At 73.7% G+C, this 17,523-nt stretch carries 19 protein-coding genes; 11 read left to right on the plus strand and 8 right to left on the minus strand.

What is annotated here, in order from left to right:
• The first annotated feature begins 12 nt into the window (after positions 1 to 12).
• From IE326_RS03130 to IE326_RS03145, 4 genes are read left to right on the plus strand one after another with little or no spacing between them, the layout of a single operon-like run.
• Positions 13 to 984, plus strand: a complete 972-nt coding sequence (locus IE326_RS03130) for a quinone oxidoreductase family protein (protein ID WP_190040756.1) — start codon at positions 13 to 15, stop codon at positions 982 to 984.
• 44 nt (positions 985 to 1,028) lie between these two features.
• Positions 1,029 to 1,814 (plus strand): SDR family NAD(P)-dependent oxidoreductase, encoded by a 786-nt coding sequence (locus tag IE326_RS03135; RefSeq protein WP_150235997.1) that lies wholly within the window; start codon positions 1,029 to 1,031, stop codon positions 1,812 to 1,814.
• A gap of 37 nt (positions 1,815 to 1,851) precedes the next feature.
• Positions 1,852 to 2,832 (plus strand): aromatase/cyclase, encoded by a 981-nt coding sequence (locus tag IE326_RS03140; RefSeq protein WP_150235998.1) that lies wholly within the window; start codon positions 1,852 to 1,854, stop codon positions 2,830 to 2,832.
• Positions 2,829 to 3,305 (plus strand): nuclear transport factor 2 family protein, encoded by a 477-nt coding sequence (locus IE326_RS03145; protein ID WP_229915186.1) that lies wholly within the window; start codon positions 2,829 to 2,831, stop codon positions 3,303 to 3,305. The genes IE326_RS03140 and IE326_RS03145 overlap by 4 nt, the downstream gene beginning before the upstream one ends.
• A 208-nt stretch (positions 3,306 to 3,513) precedes the next feature.
• Here the strand turns inward: IE326_RS03145 and IE326_RS03150 are convergent, their stop codons facing one another.
• Both IE326_RS03150 and IE326_RS03155 read right to left on the minus strand, forming a co-directional pair.
• Complete coding sequence (locus tag IE326_RS03150) at positions 3,514 to 4,422, minus strand: MBL fold metallo-hydrolase (protein WP_150235999.1); 909 nt, start codon at positions 4,420 to 4,422, stop codon at positions 3,514 to 3,516.
• Positions 4,415 to 4,705, minus strand: a complete 291-nt coding sequence (locus IE326_RS03155; RefSeq protein WP_229915187.1) for an antibiotic biosynthesis monooxygenase family protein — start codon at positions 4,703 to 4,705, stop codon at positions 4,415 to 4,417. Before IE326_RS03155 ends, IE326_RS03150 begins: the two co-directional genes overlap by 8 nt.
• Positions 4,706 to 5,013: 308 nt before the next feature.
• Between IE326_RS03155 and IE326_RS03160 the strand changes: the two genes are divergently transcribed.
• The 4 genes from IE326_RS03160 (at position 5,014) to IE326_RS03175 (ending at position 8,716) form a co-directional block, all read left to right on the plus strand.
• Entirely contained in the window at positions 5,014 to 5,871 is an 858-nt protein-coding gene (locus IE326_RS03160; RefSeq protein WP_150236000.1) for an AfsR/SARP family transcriptional regulator, read from the plus strand.
• Positions 5,868 to 6,932 carry a phosphotransferase family protein gene (locus IE326_RS03165; protein WP_190040757.1) on the plus strand — a complete coding sequence of 355 codons (1,065 nt, stop codon included), beginning with the start codon at positions 5,868 to 5,870 and terminating at the stop codon, positions 6,930 to 6,932. The genes IE326_RS03160 and IE326_RS03165 overlap by 4 nt, the downstream gene beginning before the upstream one ends.
• A gap of 104 nt (positions 6,933 to 7,036) precedes the next feature.
• Positions 7,037 to 7,546, plus strand: a complete 510-nt coding sequence (locus tag IE326_RS03170; RefSeq protein ID WP_037708794.1) for a flavin reductase family protein — start codon at positions 7,037 to 7,039, stop codon at positions 7,544 to 7,546.
• A 15-nt stretch (positions 7,547 to 7,561) separates the two neighbouring features.
• Positions 7,562 to 8,716, plus strand: a complete 1,155-nt coding sequence (locus IE326_RS03175; protein WP_190040758.1) for an LLM class flavin-dependent oxidoreductase — start codon at positions 7,562 to 7,564, stop codon at positions 8,714 to 8,716.
• On the opposite strand, the gene IE326_RS03180 is transcribed toward IE326_RS03175, so the two are convergent.
• From IE326_RS03180 to IE326_RS03205, 6 genes are all read right to left on the minus strand, one after another.
• Positions 8,706 to 9,971, minus strand: a complete 1,266-nt coding sequence (locus IE326_RS03180) for a sulfate adenylyltransferase subunit 1 (protein WP_190040759.1) — start codon at positions 9,969 to 9,971, stop codon at positions 8,706 to 8,708. The two genes, IE326_RS03175 and IE326_RS03180, sit on opposite strands and share 11 nt — an antisense overlap.
• Positions 9,971 to 10,858, minus strand: coding sequence for a sulfate adenylyltransferase subunit CysD (gene cysD, locus IE326_RS03185; RefSeq protein ID WP_150236299.1), 888 nt, complete (start codon positions 10,856 to 10,858; stop codon positions 9,971 to 9,973). The genes IE326_RS03180 and cysD overlap by 1 nt, the downstream gene beginning before the upstream one ends.
• 89 nt (positions 10,859 to 10,947) lie before the next feature.
• The gene (gene cysC, locus IE326_RS03190; protein ID WP_190040760.1) at positions 10,948 to 11,529 is read right to left on the minus strand and encodes an adenylyl-sulfate kinase; all 582 of its coding nucleotides are present in this window, start codon (positions 11,527 to 11,529) and stop codon (positions 10,948 to 10,950) included.
• 154 nt (positions 11,530 to 11,683) lie between these two features.
• Positions 11,684 to 12,607 carry a zinc-binding dehydrogenase gene (locus IE326_RS03195; protein WP_190040761.1) on the minus strand — a complete coding sequence of 308 codons (924 nt, stop codon included), beginning with the start codon at positions 12,605 to 12,607 and terminating at the stop codon, positions 11,684 to 11,686.
• 169 nt (positions 12,608 to 12,776) lie between these two features.
• Positions 12,777 to 13,529 carry an SDR family NAD(P)-dependent oxidoreductase gene (locus tag IE326_RS03200; protein WP_150236006.1) on the minus strand — a complete coding sequence of 251 codons (753 nt, stop codon included), beginning with the start codon at positions 13,527 to 13,529 and terminating at the stop codon, positions 12,777 to 12,779.
• A 69-nt stretch (positions 13,530 to 13,598) separates the two neighbouring features.
• Complete coding sequence (locus tag IE326_RS03205) at positions 13,599 to 14,366, minus strand: SDR family NAD(P)-dependent oxidoreductase (protein WP_150236007.1); 768 nt, start codon at positions 14,364 to 14,366, stop codon at positions 13,599 to 13,601.
• A 241-nt stretch (positions 14,367 to 14,607) separates the two neighbouring features.
• On the opposite strand from IE326_RS03205, the gene IE326_RS03210 reads away from it, so the two are divergent.
• The 3 genes from IE326_RS03210 to IE326_RS03220 all read left to right on the plus strand — a co-directional run bounded on the left by IE326_RS03210 (position 14,608) and on the right by IE326_RS03220 (position 17,509).
• Positions 14,608 to 15,699 (plus strand): LLM class flavin-dependent oxidoreductase, encoded by a 1,092-nt coding sequence (locus IE326_RS03210; RefSeq protein ID WP_150236008.1) that lies wholly within the window; start codon positions 14,608 to 14,610, stop codon positions 15,697 to 15,699.
• Positions 15,696 to 16,934, plus strand: a complete 1,239-nt coding sequence (locus tag IE326_RS03215; protein ID WP_150236009.1) for an MFS transporter — start codon at positions 15,696 to 15,698, stop codon at positions 16,932 to 16,934. The genes IE326_RS03210 and IE326_RS03215 overlap by 4 nt, the downstream gene beginning before the upstream one ends.
• Positions 16,935 to 17,050: 116 nt before the next feature.
• Positions 17,051 to 17,509: a helix-turn-helix domain-containing protein gene (locus IE326_RS03220; RefSeq protein ID WP_229915188.1), complete on the plus strand. Its 459-nt coding sequence runs from the start codon at positions 17,051 to 17,053 to the stop codon at positions 17,507 to 17,509.
• The last annotated feature ends 14 nt before the right edge of the window (positions 17,510 to 17,523 follow it).

Genomic DNA, 17,523 nt, shown 5'->3' on the forward strand with positions numbered 1-17,523 from the left:
TGGAGGCTACGCATGCGGACCATCCGCTACCACAGCTACGGGAACCCCGATGTCCTGACCGTCGAGGAGGTCCCGGTCCCCTCCCCCGGCCCCGGACAGGTCCTGATCAGGTCCGAGGCGATCGGCGTGAACTTCGTCGAGACGCAGCGCCGCCGGGGCACCGGCCCGTTCCCGCCGCCGCTGCCGGCCACCCCGAACGGCGACGTCGTCGGAATCGTCGAGGAGGTGGGCGCCGGGGTGACCACGGTCGCCGTCGGCGACCGCGTGGCCGCGCCCGTGATGGGCGGCGCGTACGCGGACCTGGTCCTGGCGGACGCCACCTTCCTGGCCCCGCTGCCGGACGGCATCGACGCGGCCCAGGCCAGCATCCTCGCCTCGCCCGCGCAGACCGCGCTGTGCGTGCTGAAGACGGCCCGCATCCAGCCCGGCGACACCGTCCTCGTGCACGCGGCGGCCGGCGCGATCGGGCACCTGATGACCCAGCTGGTCCGGCACTACGGGGCGGGCCGGGTGATCGGCACCGTCGGTTCGCCCGCGAAGGCCGACTTCGCCCGCGAGCACGGCACCGACGTCGTCGTGGACTACAGCACCGACGGCTGGACCGACGAGGTCCTCAAGGCCACCGACGGCGAGGGCGTCGACGTCATCCTCGACAGCGTCGGCGGCGACATCCTGCTCGCCGGCCTGGACGTGCTGAAGCCCTTCGGCCGGCTCGTCTTCTACGGCGCCTCCGGCGGCACCCTGCCGCAGGTCCCGGCGATGCGCCTGATCCCGATGAAGCACGTCGTGGGCTGCGGCCTCGACCAGTGGTGGCAGCACCGTCCGGACGACATCCGCAGCGGCCTCCAGGAGCTGATCGGCCACGTCACCGAGGGCCGCCTCAAGGTGCACGTGCACGCCGAGCTCCCGCTCGCCGAGGCCGCCGACGCCCACCGGATCATCGAGGACCGCGCCCAGCTCGGCCGCATCCTGCTCCGGCCGTGACCCGGCCGTCCCCCGACGCCCGTACTTCGAACGAAAGGACCAGCATGTCCGAGAAGGTTCAGCGCCTCGCCCTGGTCACCGGTGCCACCAGCGGCATCGGCCTGGCGGTCGCGCGCGGCCTCGGCCAGGACGGCCACCGGGTGTTCCTGTGCGCCCGGACCCAGGAGAACGTCGACGCCGTCGTCAAGACCCTGATCGACGAGGGGATCGACGCCGACGGCGTCGCCGCGGACGTGCGGGACCCCGCGTCGGTGCACGACTTCGTCCGCACCGCCGCCGAGCGCCACGGCCCCGTCGGGGTCCTGGTCAACAACGCCGGCCGCAGCGGCGGCGGGGTCACCGCCGACATCGCCGACGACCTGTGGCTCGACGTCATGGCGACCAACCTCAACAGCGTCTTCTGGGCGACCCGCGAGGTGCTCGGCACCGGCGGGATGCGGGAGAGCGGCCGCGGCCGCATCATCAACATCGCCTCCACCGGCGGCAAGCAGGGCGTGGTGCTGGGCGCGCCGTACTCGGCGTCGAAGCACGGCGTGGTCGGCTTCACCAAGGCGGTGGGCCTGGAGCTGGCGAAGACCGGCATCACCGTGAACGCCGTGTGCCCCGGCTACGTCGAGACCCCCATGGCCGAGCGGGTCCGCCAGGGCTACGCCGCCGCCTGGGACACCACGGTCGAGGACGTGCAGGAGCGCTTCAACGCCAAGATCCCGCTGGGCCGTTACTCCACCCCGGAGGAGGTGGCGGGTCTGGTGCGCTACCTGGCCGGCGACGTCGCGGCCTCCATCACCGCGCAGGCACTCAACGTCTGCGGCGGACTCGGCAACTACTGACCGCACCGCAGTCGAGGAGCGAGAGGACAAGCAGCAGATGTCAGCAGCAGTGGAGCACCACACCGAGCACACCGTCCTGATCGACGCGCCGCCGTCCGAGGTGTACGCGGTGATCGCCGACGTCACGCGGTGGCCGGCCGCCTTCACCCCGACCGTGCACGCGGAGGTGCTGGAGAGCGTCTCGCACGACGACGGCACGGGCGAGGAACTGATCCACCTGTGGGCGCAGGCCAACGGCGAGGTGAAGGACTGGACCTCGCGCCGCACCCTGGACCCGCAGAACCTGCGCGTCGGCTTCCGGCAGCAGCTCAGCGCCCACCCGGTGGCTTCGATGGGCGGCGACTGGTTCGTCGAGCCGTCCGGCGACGGCGGTTCGCGGGTGCGCCTGACCCACGACTACCGCGCCGTGGACGACTCCCCCGAGCACCAGGAGTGGATCGCCCGCGCCGTCGAGAACAACAGCACGGCGGAGCTCGCCCGGCTCAAGGACGTCGTGGAGAACGCCGTCGTGGACGGCGAGGACGTGACCTTCTCCTTCGAGGACTCGGTGACGGTGGCCGGCTCGGTCGCCGACCTGTTCGACTTCGTGGACCGGGCCGACGCCTGGCAGGAACGCCTCCCGCACGTGGCCCGGGTCGACTTCACCGAGCAGCCGGGCGGCGTCCAGGTCCTGGAGATGGACACCCGGGCGCCGGACGGCTCGATCCACACCACCCGCTCGATCCGGCTGAGCTTCGCCCCGGACCGCATCGTCTACAAGCAGCTGGTGCTGCCCGGCCTGCTGGCCGCGCACACCGGCCGGTGGACCTTCACCGAGACCGGCGGCGCCGTGGTGGCGACCTCCCGGCACACGGTGACGCTCCGCCCGGAGAAGGTGACGGCCGTGCTCGGCGCGGACCGCACGCTCGCCGACGCCAAGGCGTACGTCCGCAAGGCGCTGGGCACCAACAGCCTGGCCACGCTGAACCTGGCCAAGACCCACGCGGAGTCCCGCGCCGTCCTGGTGGAGGCGTCGTGACCGCGCCCGCGCGCACGGACGCGCCCCTGGGGACCGCCGGACCGGCGCGGCCGGCGTCCTGGCAGGTCCAGGCCGAGGTGCAGGACTTCTACGCCCGGCAGATGCGGCTGCTCGACGAGGGCCGGGCCGAGGAGTGGGCCGAGACCTTCACCGAGGACGGCGTCTTCGCGCAGAACGTGAAGCCGGAGCCGTGGCGCGGCCGCGCGGAGATCGCGGCGCGCATGCGGGTCGGCCTGGACCGGCTCGCGGCCCGTCCGGTGACCCGGCGGCACTGGCTGGGGATGCTGATCGTGGACGAGGGCGAGGAGCCCGGCACCTGGCGCTGCCGGTTCTACGCCCTGGTCTTCGAGGTCCCGGACGGCGGGGACCCGCGGCCGCACCTGAGCGCTCCCGGCGAGGACCTGCTGGTCCGCGGCGAGGACGGCCGGCTGCGGATCCGCCACCGTCTGGTGGAGCACGACGGGGCCGTATGACGCACGGAGCGGCGGGCCGTTCCCGGAGCACCGCTCCGGAAACGGCCCGCCGCTCGGCGTGCGGATCGCCGTTCCCCCTGTGGTCCGCCGCTCGACGTACGGATCACCGCTCGACGTACGGATCACCGCTCCGCGTACGGGGCGCCGCACCCCGTACGGTCCACCGCTCCGCACCCCGCCCCGAAAAGGGCGACGCCCCCGGGCCGCCTCAGGCGAGGCAGGTCAGGGGGCGTCCGCCGTTGAGCTTCACCATCTCGTGGAACACCGGGGCCGAGGGGAGGTACGCCCCTTCGGGCGCGCCCTCCAGTTCGGCGCACGCCCGGTGCAGGTTCGCCACCAGGCGCTCGGGGTCCCGCAGGTCCGCGAACTCGCCGTAGCCGGCCTCGCGGGCGACGGCCAGCGGGTCCCGTCCGCGCCGCACGCAGTACGCCGCGAGGTCGAGGACCCGGGCGAGGTACGCCTCGGTCAGGTCGAGGACCTCCGGCCCGCACACCGGGCCGTGGCCGCAGACGATGACGTCCGCGCCCAGCTCCCGCAGCCGGCCGACGGCCCGCACGAGTCCCCGTACGGAGCCCATCAGGGCGAACGGGGTGCAGTCCGACATCAGCAGGTCACCGGCGAACAGCACCCCGGCGTGCGGCAGCCACACCGCCGTGTCGTTGGTGGTGTGGGCCACGCCGGGGTGCAGCAGTTCGGCGGTCCGGCCGCCGCCGAGGTGCACGGACAGCGCGTCCGCGTAGGTGAGGTCGGGCAGGACGACGTCCAGCTCGCCCCAGTCCACCCCGGGCCAGACGTGGGTGAGGGCGAGCCCGCGTTCCGCCATCTCGGCGCGGGTCCGCTCGTGCGACACGACGACCGCACCCGCCGAGAACACGAGGTTCCCGTGGGTGTGGTCGCCGTGGTGGTGGGTGTTGACGACGGTCCGGACGGGCGCCGGGGTCAGACCGCGCACCGCCGCGCGCAGCCGTTCCGCCCGCGCCCGGGTGGCCGCCGTGTCGACGAGGAGGACGGAACGCTCGCCGACGACGACGCCCGCGTTGTTCAGGCACCAGCCGCCGTCGGGCTGGACCCACGCGTGCACGCCGTCGGCGAGCCGCTCCAGGCCATGGTCAGGCATGGACCGCCGGCAGACCCTCCTGGACGACCTCGCACACGTGCGGGTCGCCCTTGATGATCGGCAGCAGCTGCTCGAACTGGGCACGGAACTCGGGGGTCTGGAGGGCGTCCTGGAACGCCTCCTGGGACTCCCACTCCGCGATGTTGAAGTAGACGTCCGCCTCCTTGGTGGAGCGCACGAGACGGAAACGGATGAGGCCCGGACGGGCGCTCATGATTTTCCCGATCTCCGCGTAGATCCGCTCGAACTCCGCGGGCTCACCGATCATCGTGAGGCGATTCATGAATACAACCACGGCAGTAACTCCCATCGGGACGGTGTCGAACACCGAAAACGCTAGGCCCGGCCACTGGAAGGACAAATGAGAGAGCATGGAACAGTTCTGGTCACGCCCTATGCGCGAGTCCGCCTCCATCGTCGCTCACCTGGACTTTCACCGGTTCACCGGTAAATCCGGCCAGCCGGTACTTTCGAAGCGGACGTTCCCCTTGGCCAGGGCTTCACTTCGGCCGTGGACATCCGTCCGAACGGATTGCTAGCGTCACGGTCGTTCTCGGACGCACCCGGACATCCCCTTCCTGAGGAGCCCACGTGGAATTCGGAGTTCTCGGTCCTGTCGTCATGAACGACGGTGGAATTTCCCACCTCCCGTCCGCACCGAAGACGCGCCAGATCCTCGCCCTGCTGCTGCTCAACGCGAATACGCCGGTGCCCGCGTCGGTGTGCATAGAGGAGCTGTGGGGGACGCAGGCGCCGCGCAGCGCGGTGCAGACCCTGCACACCTACGTCCTGCACATCCGGCGCGCGCTGGCCGGCTGCCCGTCGGTGACCACTCCCGAACAGCCCAAGCAGATCCTCGTCACCAAGCACCAGGGCTACCAGATCTGCGTGGAGCAGGGCGGCCTCGACCTGCACCACTACGAGCGGCACATGAACGACGCCCGCGCCGCCCAGGCGTCCGGCGACGACCAGCGGCTCGCCGCCTCGCTGCGCGCCGCGCTCGCCGTGTGGCGGGGGCCGACGCTGGTCGACGTGCCGGCCGGACCGCGCCTGGAGGCGCGGATCGCGGGTCTGGAGGAGACCCGCCTGACCACCTTCGAGCGCTGCGTCGAGGCGGAGCTGCGGCTCGGCCTGCACCACGGACTGCTCGGCGAGCTGCGCGCGCTGACGGCCGACCACCCGACGCACGAGAACCTGCACGCCCAGTACATGCTGGCGCTGTACCGGTCGGGGCGCGTCGCGCAGGCGCTGGACGTCTACCACACGCTCCGCGAGAAGCTGAACGGCGAGCTGGGCCTCGAACCCTCGCCGCGGCTGCGCCACCTCCAGACGGCGATGCTCGCCGCCAACCCGGCGCTCGGCGTGGAGACCGCGCCCGACGCGGCCCTCTCGCTCGACCTGCTCACCCCGCACGGCGCCCCGGAGGCCCTGGAAGCGGCACGCCGATGACCGCCCCGGCGGCGCACGCCACGGCGGACTCGGCGTACGCCGGGGTGCTGGCCGGGGTGCCGCCCTTCACCGGGCTGCGGATCACCGGCGTCGAGCGGCCCACGGCCACCGGCTTCGCCTCGCTGACCCTGTTCGTGACGGCCGAGGAACCCGGCGGCGCCGAACGGCGGTTCGTGGTCAGGGCGGCGCCCCGCGCCACCCGGGTCTACCCCGAGCCGCGGGTCGCGGAGCAGTACGAGCTGCTGCGCGTCCTCGGCCGGGACACCGCGGTCCCGGTGCCGGCCGTCCACCACTACGAGTCCTCCCCCGACCTGCTCGGCGGCCCGTTCTTCGTCATGGACCTGATCCCCGGCCGGGTGCCACCGGACTTCCCCTCGTACCACCGGCAGGGCTGGATCGCCGAGCTGGCGGCGGCGGACCGCACCCGTCTGTGGTGGGCGTCCCTGGAGACGATGGCCGGGGTGCACCGGCTCGACGCCGAGCGGCTCGGTCTCGGTTTCGCGGCGCCGGACGGCGGGCCGCCCGGGGCCGCCCAGCAACTCGACCACTACGCGCGGCACCTGGACTTCTTCGGCTGCGCGGACGATCCCGTCCTCGGCTCCGCGCTGTCCTGGCTGCGCGCGCACCTGCCCGCCGACCCGGGCCGGCCGGGGCTGCTGTGGGGCGACGCCCGGCTCGGCAACATCGTCTTCGGGGAGGACCTGCGGCCCGCGGTGCTGCTCGACTGGGAGATGACGGGGCTCGGTCCCGCCGAGGTCGACCTCGGCTGGTTCCTGTGGATGGACGGCTTCCTGAGCGAGGGCATCGGCGCCGGACGGCTCGCGGGGCTGCCCGGCCGCGCGGAGACCGCCCGGCGGTACGGCGAGCTCCTCGGCCGCCCCCTGGCCCCCCTGTCCCCCTACGAGGTCCTGGCCGGTTTCCGCTTCGCGCTCATCACCCACCGGGTGGAACGCCTGGTGCTGGCCGCGCGGGTGATGCCGCCCGGCGCCCCCCTCGTCCTGCACGCCAACGCCAAGGCCCACCTGGGGCGGGTGCTGTCCCGGGTCGCCGCCTCCTCCTGACGGCGGCCATCCGCCCTCGACCTGCGCTCCAGCCGCCCCTGACACGCTCGACGGGTCAGTTCCTGTCCAGATTTCTCAGGCCACACCTCTGGGGGCGAGCGTCCATGCCTGTCGAACCCGACCAGTTCCGGAGGATCTTCGGAGCACTCTCCAGTTCCGTCGCCGTGATCACCGCGGCGGCCGCGGACGGCCCGAAGGGGTTCACCTGCACCGCGGTGACCGCCGTGTCGAAGACCCCGCCCCTGCTGCTCGTGTGCGCCGACGGCGGATCCCACACCCTGCCGGCCATCCTCGACTCGAAGGGCTTCGCGGTGAACTTCCTCGCCGCGGGCCGCGGCGCGCTGGCCGACCGCTTCGCCTCGTCCGACGCGCTCAAGTTCGCCGGGACGGCCTGGACGCCGTCCGCGCACGCCTGCGGCGCCCCGGTCCTGGGCCCGGAGGACACCGTGGCCGTCGCCGAGTGCCGGCTGCGCAGCGCCGACCGGGTGGGCGACCACTGGATCCTCGTCGGCAGCATCGAGCACGGCGGGGACGTCCCGGACTCCGCGCCCCTGACGTACTACCGCCGGACGTACGACAGCCCGTCCGCCCACCGACTCGTCACCACTCCCTAAGGTCCCGGAGAAGCCATGAAGTTCGGAATCAACCTCTTCCCCACCACCGGGCCCGCCGACAAGAGCGCGGTCGCCCACTTCGACGACGCGCTGCGCCTGGCGGTGCTCGCCGAGGAGCTGGGCTTCCACCACGTGAAGACGGTCGAGCACTACTTCTTCGACTACGGCGGCTACAGCCCCGACCCGGTGACCTTCCTCGCCGCCGCGGCCGCCCGCACCCGGCGGATCCGGCTGATCACCGGCGCGGTGATCCCCGCCTTCACCCACCCGGTGAAGCTGGCCGGGCAGCTGGCGATGCTGGACAACCTCTCGCACGGCCGGCTCGACGTGGGCTTCGCCCGCGGCTTCCTGCCGGACGAGTTCGCCGCCTTCGAGATCCCGATGGACGAGAGCCGGGAGCGATTCGAGGAGGGCGTGGAGGCGTGCGAGCGCCTCTGGTCGGACGAGGACGTGGTCTTCCGGGGCCGCTTCCACACCTTCGGCCCGGTGACCCTGCTGCCGCGCCCGGCGCAGCGCCCGCGCCCGAAGGTGCTGGTCGCCGCGTCGATCACCCCGGAGTCCTGCGAGGCCGCGGGCCGCGCCGGGCGCGGCCTGATGCTGGTGCCCTCCATCAACAAGCCCGAGCGCACCCGCGAGATGATCGACCTGTACTGGAGCGCCCGCGCGGAGGCCGGCCACGACCCGGCCGGCGGCGAGATCCACCTCAGCTACAGCAGCTACCTGCACGAGGACGGCGCCACCGCCCGCGAGCGGGGCCGCGGCTACTCGGCCTACACCAACTCCAAGATGGTGGAGGCGGTCTCCGCCTGGGCCCACACCCGCAGCGGCGACTACGACGGCTACCAGCGGATCGTGGCCAAGGTGAACAGCGCCAACTTCGACAAGCAGGTCGACGAGGGCAAGGCCCTGGTCGGCTCGCCCGAGCAGGTGCGGGCGCAGGTGCGGCAGATCCGGGAGTGGTACGGCGACTGCACGGTCAGCCTCCAGGTGATCTCGGGCAACATGCCGTACGAGGAGTCGGTGCGCACCATGCGGCTGTTCGCCCAGGAGGTGATGCCGGGGTTCACCGCACCGGAGTTCACCGCACCGGAGAGCGCCACGGGCGGGACCGCCGCGGCCGAGGCCGCCGGGGCCGAGGCCCCGGCGGGCGACGCGGTGCTCACCGGCTGAGCGGAACCCTTCCTCCCCCGGCCATGCCGGCGGTGAGCGTGGCGCCGTCGGCCGGGTCGATCAGCAGGAAGGCCCCGGTGCCGCGGGAGCGGGCGTACGGATCCATCGGCACCGGCTCGAAGGTCCTCAGCACCATCGAGCCGATGTCGTTGACCCCGAGGCTGTCCGGCCGGTCCTGCCGGCTGGGCCGCCGGGTCAGCCCCATCTTCTGCGGCAGTTCCCTGACCACCGCCCCGACGGTCCGGGTGCCGTGCTTGAGCAGGACCCGGTCGCCGGGCCTGAGCGGGCGTTCGTGGAGGTGGCAGACGGTGGCCTCGACGTCCTGGGTGACGGCCGGCGCGGCGTCGGCGGGGGCGATCACGTCCCCCCGGGAGACGTCGACGTCGTCGGCGAGCAGCACCGTGACGGACTGCGGCGCCCACGCGGCGTCGACGGACCGGCCGAGCAGGTCGATCCCGGTGACGGTGGTGGTCCTGCCGGAGGGGAGCACGGCGACCCTGTCCCCCACCCGCAGCACGCCGGCGGCGATCCGGCCCGCGTAGCCGCGGTAGTCGGGGTGCTCGGCGGTCTGCGGCCGGATCACGTACTGGACGGGGAAGCGGGCGGGCAGCAGCGGGGCGTCGGTCCCCACCGGGACGGTCTCCAGGTGCTCCAGGACGGTGGGGCCGCCGTACCAGTCCATCCGGACGGAGGGTTCCACGACGTTGTCCCCGGCGAGGGCGGAGATCGGGACGGCGGTGATCTCCGGGACGCCGAGCTCGGAGGCGTACGCGGTGAACTCCTCGGCGATCGCGGCGAAGACGGACTCCCGGTACCCGACGAGGTCCATCTTGTTGACGGCGAGGACGACGTGCGGGACGCGGAGGAGGGCGGCGACGGCGGCGTGCCGGCGGGTCTGCTCGACGACGCCGTTGCGGGCGTCGACGAGGACCACGGCCAGTTCGGCGGTGGAGGCGCCGGTGACCATGTTGCGGGTGTACTGCACGTGGCCGGGGGTGTCGGCGAGGATGAAGCGGCGGCGGGCGGTGGCGAAGTAGCGGTAGGCCACGTCGATGGTGATGCCCTGCTCGCGCTCGGCCCGCAGGCCGTCGGTGAGCAGCGCCAGGTCGGGGGTGTCGCCGCGCGACGCCCGGACGACCGCCTCCAGCTGGTCGGTGAGGACCGACTTGGAGTCGTGCAGCAGCCGGCCGACCAGGGTGGACTTGCCGTCGTCCACCGAGCCGGCGGTCGCGAGACGCAGTGTGTCGACAGTCATCAGAAGTACCCTTCGCGCTTGCGGTCTTCCATCGCGGCCTCGGACATCTTGTCGTCGGCGCGGGTGGCGCCCCGTTCGGTGAGGCGGGAGGCGGCGATCTCGGCGATCACGGCGTCGAGCGTGGTGGCGTCGGAGTCGACGGCACCCGTGCACGACATGTCGCCGACGGTGCGGTAGCGGACCAGCCGCTTCTCGACCGTCTCGGTCTCCTTCGGACCGCCCCACTCGCCGGCGGTCAGCCACATCCCGTTGCGGGCGAACACCTCCCGCTCGTGGGCGAAGTAGATCTCCGGCAGCTCGATGCCCTCCCGGGCGATGTACTGCCACACGTCCAGCTCGGTCCAGTTCGACAGCGGGAAGACCCGCACGTGCTCACCCGGGGCGTGCCGGCCGTTGTACAGCTGCCACAGCTCCGGGCGCTGGCGGCGCGGGTCCCACTGGGAGAACTCGTCGCGCAGGGAGAAGACGCGTTCCTTGGCGCGGGCCTTCTCCTCGTCGCGGCGCCCGCCGCCGAAGACGGCGTCGAAGCGGTGCTGCTGGATGGCCTCGGTCAGCGGCACGGTCTGGAGCGGGTTGCGGGTCCCGTCCGGACGCTCGCGCAGCTTCCCGGCGTCGATGTACTCCTGCACGGAGGCGACGTGGAGGCGCAGCCCGTGCCGGGCGACGGCGCGGTCGCGGTAGGCGAGGACCTCGGGGAAGTTGTGCCCGGTGTCGACGTGCAGGAGCGTGAAGGGCACCGGCGCGGGAGCGAAGGCCTTCAGGGCCAGGTGCAGCATGACGATGGAGTCCTTGCCGCCGGAGAACAGGATCACCGGCCGCTCGAACTCGCCCGCCACCTCACGGAAGATGTGCACCGCCTCCGACTCCAGCGAGTCCAGGTGCGACAGCGCGAACCGGCCGCCGTCCGCCGGGGCGTCCCCGGCGGGCGCGTGCGGGCGGGGGTGGGCGTGCGCGTGGGCGGAAACGGTCACGGCGGTCACAGCAACTGCCTCTCGACGAGCAGCGCGTGGAGCTGCGCCGCGGACTCCTGCACGGTCTGGTCGTGGGACGCGATCCGCAGATCGGGCGCCTCGGGGACCTCGTACGGGTCGTCGACGCCGGTCAGGCCGGAGATCTCGCCCGCCGCCTGCCTGGCGTAGAGGCCCTTGACGTCGCGGACCGCGCAGACCTCCACCGGGGCGGCGACGTGCACCTCCAGGAACGGGACGCCGTGGGCGCGGTGGCGGGCGCGTACGGCCTCGCGGGCGTCGGCGTACGGGGCGATGACCGGCACGAGGACCTTGACGCCGTTGCGGGCGAGGACCTCGGCGGCCGTGCCGATCCGCCGCACGTTGGTGGCCCGGTCCTCGCGGGAGAAGCCGAGGCCCGCCGAGAGGAAGGCCCGGACCTCGTCGCCGTCGAGGACCTCGACCCGATGGCCCTCCTCGCGCAGCCGGCCGGCCAGCTCGCGGGCGATCGTGGTCTTGCCGGCGCTCGGCAGGCCCGTGAGCCAGATCGTGGCTCCGCAGGTGCAGGCGCAGCGGGAGGTGGAGGCGGGACGGTGTTCCGTCACAACCATGGCTTCAACTCCTCGGCGGCCCGCCGCACGGGGCGGGCCGCTCACTCGTGGGTCGCTCGGGTCGCGCGATGGGACGGGCCGGTACACGTGGGTGACGGCCGGAGGGCGTACCGGTGCGGCGGGTCAGGGCAGCCGGAGGGCGTACCGGTGCGGGTCAGGGCAGCCGGAGGACGACCTTGCCGTTGACGGACCGGCCCTCCAGCCGCTTCAGCGCCTCGGCCGGGTCGTCCCAGGGGGCGGTGACCGCGACCTGCGGGTCGAGCCGGCCGGCCGCGCAGAGCCCCAGCAGGGCGCCCAGGTCGGCCCCAGGGTCCTGGCGCTCGATCTCGTCGAAGAGGAACACGTTGTGGAGGGAGACGCCGGGCCGGGCCCGTCCCCAGTCGGGCGGCAGCACCAGCTCGGAGCGGGTGGTGTTGCCGTACACGACGGCGACGCCGCCGCGCCGCAGGGTGACGAAGGCCCGGGTCAGGACCTCCCCGCCGACGCTGTCGAAGAGCACGTCCGAGCCGCCGCCCGCCGCCTCCTCGTAGGTGGAGACGACCTCCGCGCCGAGTTCGGCGAGGCCCTGCCCGCGTTCGGGGGAGCCGGTCCAGGCGACGACGCGGGCGCCCGCCGCGGCGGCCAGCTGCACCGCGATCCGGCCGACGCCGCCGCCCGCGCCCGTCACCAGGACGGTGCGGCCGAGGAGCGGTCCCGCCTTGCGCAGCCCGTACCAGGCGGTGAGCGCCGCCACGGGCAGCGCGGCGGCCTGTTCGTCGGTGACGCCGGCGGGGATCTCGGCCAGCCGGGACACCGGCAGGGCGACCCGCTCCGACCAGCCCGCGCCGTCGGCGAGGCCGACGACCCGGGTGCCGGGCGCCGGGCCGGAGCCGTCGGCGGCGGCCTCGACGACCGTGCCGGCGACGTCCCAGCCCAGCCGGGTGCCGGCCGGGGAGACGGCGGCGAGCGCCAGTTCCCCGCGGTTGACGGAGACGGCGCGGACGCGGACGAGCGCCTCGCCCGGGCCCGCCACCGGGTCCGGGACCTCCTCGTGGCTCAGGCCGAAGGGGCCTTCGCCGGTGGTGAGCAGCGCTTTCATCGGGGGGTCTCCTGACGGACGGGGCGGCGGGCGCCGTGACGGACGGACAGGGCCGGGCGGGCGGCGCGGGCCGGGCCGGCGGAACGGACGGCTCGGGCGGAACGGACCGAGCGGACGGCGCGGCGCAGGCGGGCCATGCGGAGGGCGCCGGCCGCGCGGAGGGCGCGGACTACCACGACACGCCCCCGTTGACCTCCAGGACGTGTCCGTTGACGTAGTCGCTCTCGCCGCCCGCGAGGAAGACCGCGGCGCTGGCGACCTCGTCGCCGGTGCCCATCCGGCCGCCGGCGAGCTTGGTCCGGTAGTGCGCCCACACCGCCTCGTTGGCGCGCAGCTCGCGGCCCATGCCCTCGTCGATGAAGCCGGGTGCGAGGCAGTTGACCGTGATGCCCTTGGCGGCCAGTTCGAGGGCGCAGACCTTGGTGTACGCCTCCACCGCGGCCTTGGAGGCGCAGTAGGCGGCGGCGCCCCGGACGGGGCGGGCGGCGAGCACGGACGACAGGTTGATGATCCGGCCGGCGGGCGACTCCTCCAGGTGGGGCACGGCCGCGCGGGTGCAGTTGACGACCCCGCCGAGGTTGGTGCCCATCACCTCGTCCCAGGCCTCGGGGGCGAGGACCGCCGCCGGGCCGGGCCTGCTGACCCCGGCGTTGGCGACCACGATGTCGAGGCCGTCGAAGCGCTCGCGGGCGGTCCGCATGAGGGCGTCCATCGCCTCGGGGTCGCGGACGTCGGCCGCCACGGCGGCGGCCCGGCCGGGGTGGGCCTCGGCCCAGTCCTTGAGCTGCTCGACGCTGCGGGAGGCGGCCACCACCCGGCAGCCCTGGGCCGTGAACGCCTCGGCGATGCGCCGCCCGAGGCCGCGGCCGGCGCCGGTGACGACGGCCACGCGCCCGTCGAGGCGCGGTCCGGTGAGTCTCATGCGTCTCTCCTCAGAGCAAAGTCGGTGCCGTGGTCCCCGGCGGGGCCGGAGGGGTGCGGCCGGGGCCGGTCAGAGCTTGGTGGCGGCGCCGCCGTCGACCGGGACGATCACGCCCGTCGCGAAGGCGCCCTCGGGACGCGCCAGGGTGACGATCCACCAGGCGACCTCCTCGGGCTGGCCGATGCGGCCCATCGGCACGCCGGCCTTCTGGGCCTCGCGCAGCCGGGCGATCTGCTCGTCGTCCAGTCCGGAGGCGCGGGCGATGCCGGTCTCGATCGGGCCGGGGGAGACCGAGACGACCCGGACGCCGTGCGGGGCCTGCTCGACGGCCCAGGTGCGGGTGAGGAAGTCCAGGCCGGCCTTGGTCGCGCCGTACACCGAGCTGCCCGCCCAGCCGCGGACGGCGGCGGAGGCGCTGACGTTGACGACGACGCCGCGGGAGGCCCGCAGGTGGGGCAGCGCGGCCTGGGTGAGCAGCAGCGGGGCCAGCAGGTTGGTGGCGATCTGCTCCTCGGCGATCGGCCGCTCGACGGCCTCCAGCGGCTGCCGCTTGACCACGGCCGCGTTGTTGACGAGGACGTCGATGCCGCCGAGCGCCTCGACGGCGGTGCGCACGATCTCCTCGGGGGCGCCCTGCGCGGTGATGTCGAGGGCAAGGTGGCGGATGGCGGGCCGGCCGTGCGCGGCCTCCTTCAGGGCCGTCTCGTCCCTGCCGACGATCAGCACGTCGTGGCCCTCGTCGGCGAAGGCGTGGGCGGCGGCCCGGCCGATGCCGGTGCCTCCGCCGGTGATCACCACCGCGCGGCGGTCGTTTCCGGTGTTTCCGGGCTGTCCCATCAGTGCGTTCCTCCGGGCCTCGGGTCGGGTCCTCCAGCGGTCCTCCGTCGCGAGAACACAGCAAGAGACTACAGCTAAACCCTACAAACGCAACAGGAAAGTCATGAAGACTCTCCAGCGGAACCCCAGCGCGACCCGCTCCTCTGTCGACATTCCGTCCAGAAAGCCTTGGGATTCTCGAAAAGACGTCACAAGACACCACAACCCAAGACACCCCACGGCGGACGGAACGAGGAGCGGTATGAGGTTCGGCATCCTGTACTTCCCGACGACAGGCCCCGAGGAGAAGAACCCGGCCGAGTACTACGACGAGGGGCTGCGCCTGGTCCGGCTCGCCGAGGAACTCGGCTACTTCCAGCTGAAGGTGGTGGAGCACCACTTCTTCGACTACGGCGGCTACAGCCCCTCCCCCACCACCTTCCTCGCCGCCGCGGCGGCGGTGACCAGCCGCATCCGGCTCGGCACCGGCGCCGTGATCCCGGCCTTCGCGCACCCCATCAAGCTGGCGGGCCAGCTGGCCATGCTGGACAACATCTCGCACGGCCGGCTCGACGTGGGCTTCGGCCGCGGCTTCCTCCCCGACGAGTTCGCCGCGTTCGGCGTCCCCATGGACGAGAGCCGCGAGCGCTTCGAGGAGAACGTCGAGGCGTGCGTGCGGCTGTGGACGGAGGAGGACGTCGTCCTCGACGGCAGCTTCCACCGCTTCGGCCCGGTCACCCTGCTGCCCCGCCCGGCGCAGCAGCCCCACCCGCCGGTCTTCAGCGCCGTCACCACCAGCCTCGACTCCTGCGCCGCCGCCGGGCGCGCCGGCCGGGGCCTCCAGATCATCGCCGCGGTCTCCCCCACCGAGCGGGTGCAGGAGCTGATCGCCGCCTACCGCAAGGGCCGGGTGGACGCGGGCCTGGAGCCGGACACCGGCCGGATCGAGCTCAGCTACCCCTGCTACGTCGCCGAGGACGGCGAGGCCGCCCGCGCCGCGGGCCGCTTCGTCGAGGGCCGGTACGGCGAGAAGATCTCCGCCGCCACGCTGTCCTGGGCGGGCGTCCGCAGCTCCGCCTACCCGGGGTACGAGAAGCTCGCCGCCGCCGCGACCCGCGGCTCCGCCGACTTCGACGACCGGGTCGGGGCGGGCCGGATCCTGGCGGGCGACCCCGCCGAGGTCGCCGCCCAGATCGAGCGGATCGCCGGCTGGTACGGCGAGGACGTCGACCTCACCTTCACCACCCACTCCGGCCACCTGTCCTACGAGGACTCGGCGCGCACGCTCACCCTCTTCGCCGAGGAGGTCGCCCCCCGGCTGCCGTTCGCCCGGCTGATCACGGAGGAGCGATGACCACGGCCCGCGCCACCCCCCCGGCGGCCCCCGCCGCCCCGGCGGCGGCCGCCTCCCCCCTGCGCTGGTGGGCGCTGGCGGCCCTGGCCGCCGCCCAGCTCACCGTCGTGATGGAGATGAACCTGGTGCCGGTGGCGCTGCCCACCGTCCAGCGGGAGCTCGGTCTCGGCGGCGCGGAGCGGGCGCTCGTGGTCTCCGTGTACACCCTCGCCTTCGGCCTGCTGTTCCTGCCGGCCGGCCGGCTCTCGGAACGCCTCGGCAGGCGCCGCGCGTTCGTCCTCGGCCTGGCCGGCTTCGGCGCCGCCTCCCTCCTGACGGGGACGGCGGACGGTCCCGGCACGCTGCTCGTGCTGCGCGGCCTCCAGGGCGCCTTCGGGGCCCTGGCGCTGGCCCCGGCCAGCATGGCGCTGGTGGCCAGGACCTTCCCCGACCCGCGCGAACGCGGCACCGCCATCGGCGTGTTCACCGCGGTGGCGGGGGGCGGCGGCGGCCTCGGCGTGCTGTTCGGCGGCCTGCTGACCGAGCACGCGAGCTGGCGGTGGTGCATGTACGGGCTGGCGCCGCTCGCCGCGTTCGCGATCGCCGTGGCGCTGTACGCCATCCCCGCCGACACCCCGGCCGAGCACCGCACCACCGGCCCGCTGCTCCCCCTGCGGGTGCTGCGGGACCGCACCAGGGCCGGGGTCTTCCTGGCCGTGTTCACCGCCAACATCGGCACCTTCGGCGGTTTCGCGGTGATCAGCTACACCCTCCAGGAGGGCGCGGCCTGGAGCCCCACCGGCGCGGGCCTGGCGATCCTGCCGCTGACCGCGGTGGTCGTGGCGAACTCCGTGTTCGGCGCGCCCTTCCTGCTGCGGACGCTCACCCCGAAGGTCCTGCTGTCGTCGGGCACGGCGCTCGTCGCGGCGGGCACCGGCTGGCTCGCCGTGGCCGCGTCCGGCACCCCGTACGCCGTCGGCGTGCTGCCCTCGGTGCTGCTGATGGGCTTCGGCATCACCTGGATCATGATCTCGGCCAACGGCACCCTCGCCCAGCGGACCGAGCTCAGGGACATGGCCACGGCGGGCGGGATGGTCAACATCACCACCCAGCTCGGCGGGGCGGTGGGCGTCCCGCTGATGCTGGCGCTCGACGCCCGTACGGCGGCGGTGACGGCCGGCGCCCTGATCGCCCTGGCGGCCGTCCTGGTCGCGGTGCTCGTGGACGCCCCCCGGCTGCGCGGGGCGGCCCACTGACGGGAGCGACGGGAGCGACGGGAAGGTGGTGGATCCGGAGGGAGGAAAGAGAATCCCGCCGGACCCACCACAGTCTCCATCGAGAGTAGACTGACGATCTCTCGAGGAGGCGCAAAGTGAGCGAATACGTCATTGTTATCACTCCGACCGGCAGTGACGGGGAGCCGGATCTCACCGGGCCTCAGACCACCGTGCGGGTCGACACCACGGACGGGCCCCGCATCGTGGAGCTCACCGTGCGCGCCGCGGGCGGCTCGGGACTGCACAACCGCACCCTGCCCACCGTCGACTTCGACCTGCTGGTCCGTGCCATCAGCCCCGGTACGACCGCGCCTCCCGCGGACTCCGTCGCCTCCGCGCCCGTCTCCCTCGCCCCCCTTCCCGCCGCGGCGCCCGCGGTCCCCGGCGAGGAGCGGCCCCGGCCCTACCGGAAGATGCCCGACACCGACGTGGTCGTGCGGGCCTACGAGGAGCTCGGCGGCAGCGTCGGAGCCGTCGCCAAGCGCTTCGGTGTGCCGCGGCACACCGCGCAGGCATGGGTGAGCAGACTGCGCAAGCAGGGCCACATCGACTGAGACCGACCGAGAGG

Origin of the sequence: Streptomyces filamentosus, from assembly GCF_014654895.1 — a bacterium.
Taxonomy (GTDB): domain Bacteria; phylum Actinomycetota; class Actinomycetes; order Streptomycetales; family Streptomycetaceae; genus Streptomyces; species Streptomyces filamentosus.

What these genes read in the sequence shown, in the direction of transcription:
- IE326_RS03135 (WP_150235997.1), top strand. Translation starts at nt 1,029, where the DNA reads ATGTCCGAGAAGGTTCAGCGCCTCGCCCTGGTCACCGGTGCCACCAGC.
- IE326_RS03200 (WP_150236006.1), bottom strand. Translation starts at nt 13,529, where the DNA reads ATGAGACTCACCGGACCGCGCCTCGACGGGCGCGTGGCCGTCGTCACC.
- IE326_RS03210 (WP_150236008.1), top strand. Translation starts at nt 14,608, where the DNA reads ATGAGGTTCGGCATCCTGTACTTCCCGACGACAGGCCCCGAGGAGAAG.
- cysC (WP_190040760.1), bottom strand. Translation starts at nt 11,529, where the DNA reads ATGGTTGTGACGGAACACCGTCCCGCCTCCACCTCCCGCTGCGCCTGC.
- IE326_RS03170 (WP_037708794.1), top strand. Translation starts at nt 7,037, where the DNA reads ATGCCTGTCGAACCCGACCAGTTCCGGAGGATCTTCGGAGCACTCTCC.
- IE326_RS03180 (WP_190040759.1), bottom strand. Translation starts at nt 9,971, where the DNA reads ATGACTGTCGACACACTGCGTCTCGCGACCGCCGGCTCGGTGGACGAC.
- IE326_RS03215 (WP_150236009.1), top strand. Translation starts at nt 15,696, where the DNA reads ATGACCACGGCCCGCGCCACCCCCCCGGCGGCCCCCGCCGCCCCGGCG.
- IE326_RS03205 (WP_150236007.1), bottom strand. Translation starts at nt 14,366, where the DNA reads ATGGGACAGCCCGGAAACACCGGAAACGACCGCCGCGCGGTGGTGATC.
- IE326_RS03165 (WP_190040757.1), top strand. Translation starts at nt 5,868, where the DNA reads ATGACCGCCCCGGCGGCGCACGCCACGGCGGACTCGGCGTACGCCGGG.
- IE326_RS03155 (WP_229915187.1), bottom strand. Translation starts at nt 4,705, where the DNA reads ATGAATCGCCTCACGATGATCGGTGAGCCCGCGGAGTTCGAGCGGATC.
- IE326_RS03175 (WP_190040758.1), top strand. Translation starts at nt 7,562, where the DNA reads ATGAAGTTCGGAATCAACCTCTTCCCCACCACCGGGCCCGCCGACAAG.
- IE326_RS03150 (WP_150235999.1), bottom strand. Translation starts at nt 4,422, where the DNA reads ATGCCTGACCATGGCCTGGAGCGGCTCGCCGACGGCGTGCACGCGTGG.
- IE326_RS03195 (WP_190040761.1), bottom strand. Translation starts at nt 12,607, where the DNA reads ATGAAAGCGCTGCTCACCACCGGCGAAGGCCCCTTCGGCCTGAGCCAC.
- IE326_RS03140 (WP_150235998.1), top strand. Translation starts at nt 1,852, where the DNA reads ATGTCAGCAGCAGTGGAGCACCACACCGAGCACACCGTCCTGATCGAC.
- IE326_RS03130 (WP_190040756.1), top strand. Translation starts at nt 13, where the DNA reads ATGCGGACCATCCGCTACCACAGCTACGGGAACCCCGATGTCCTGACC.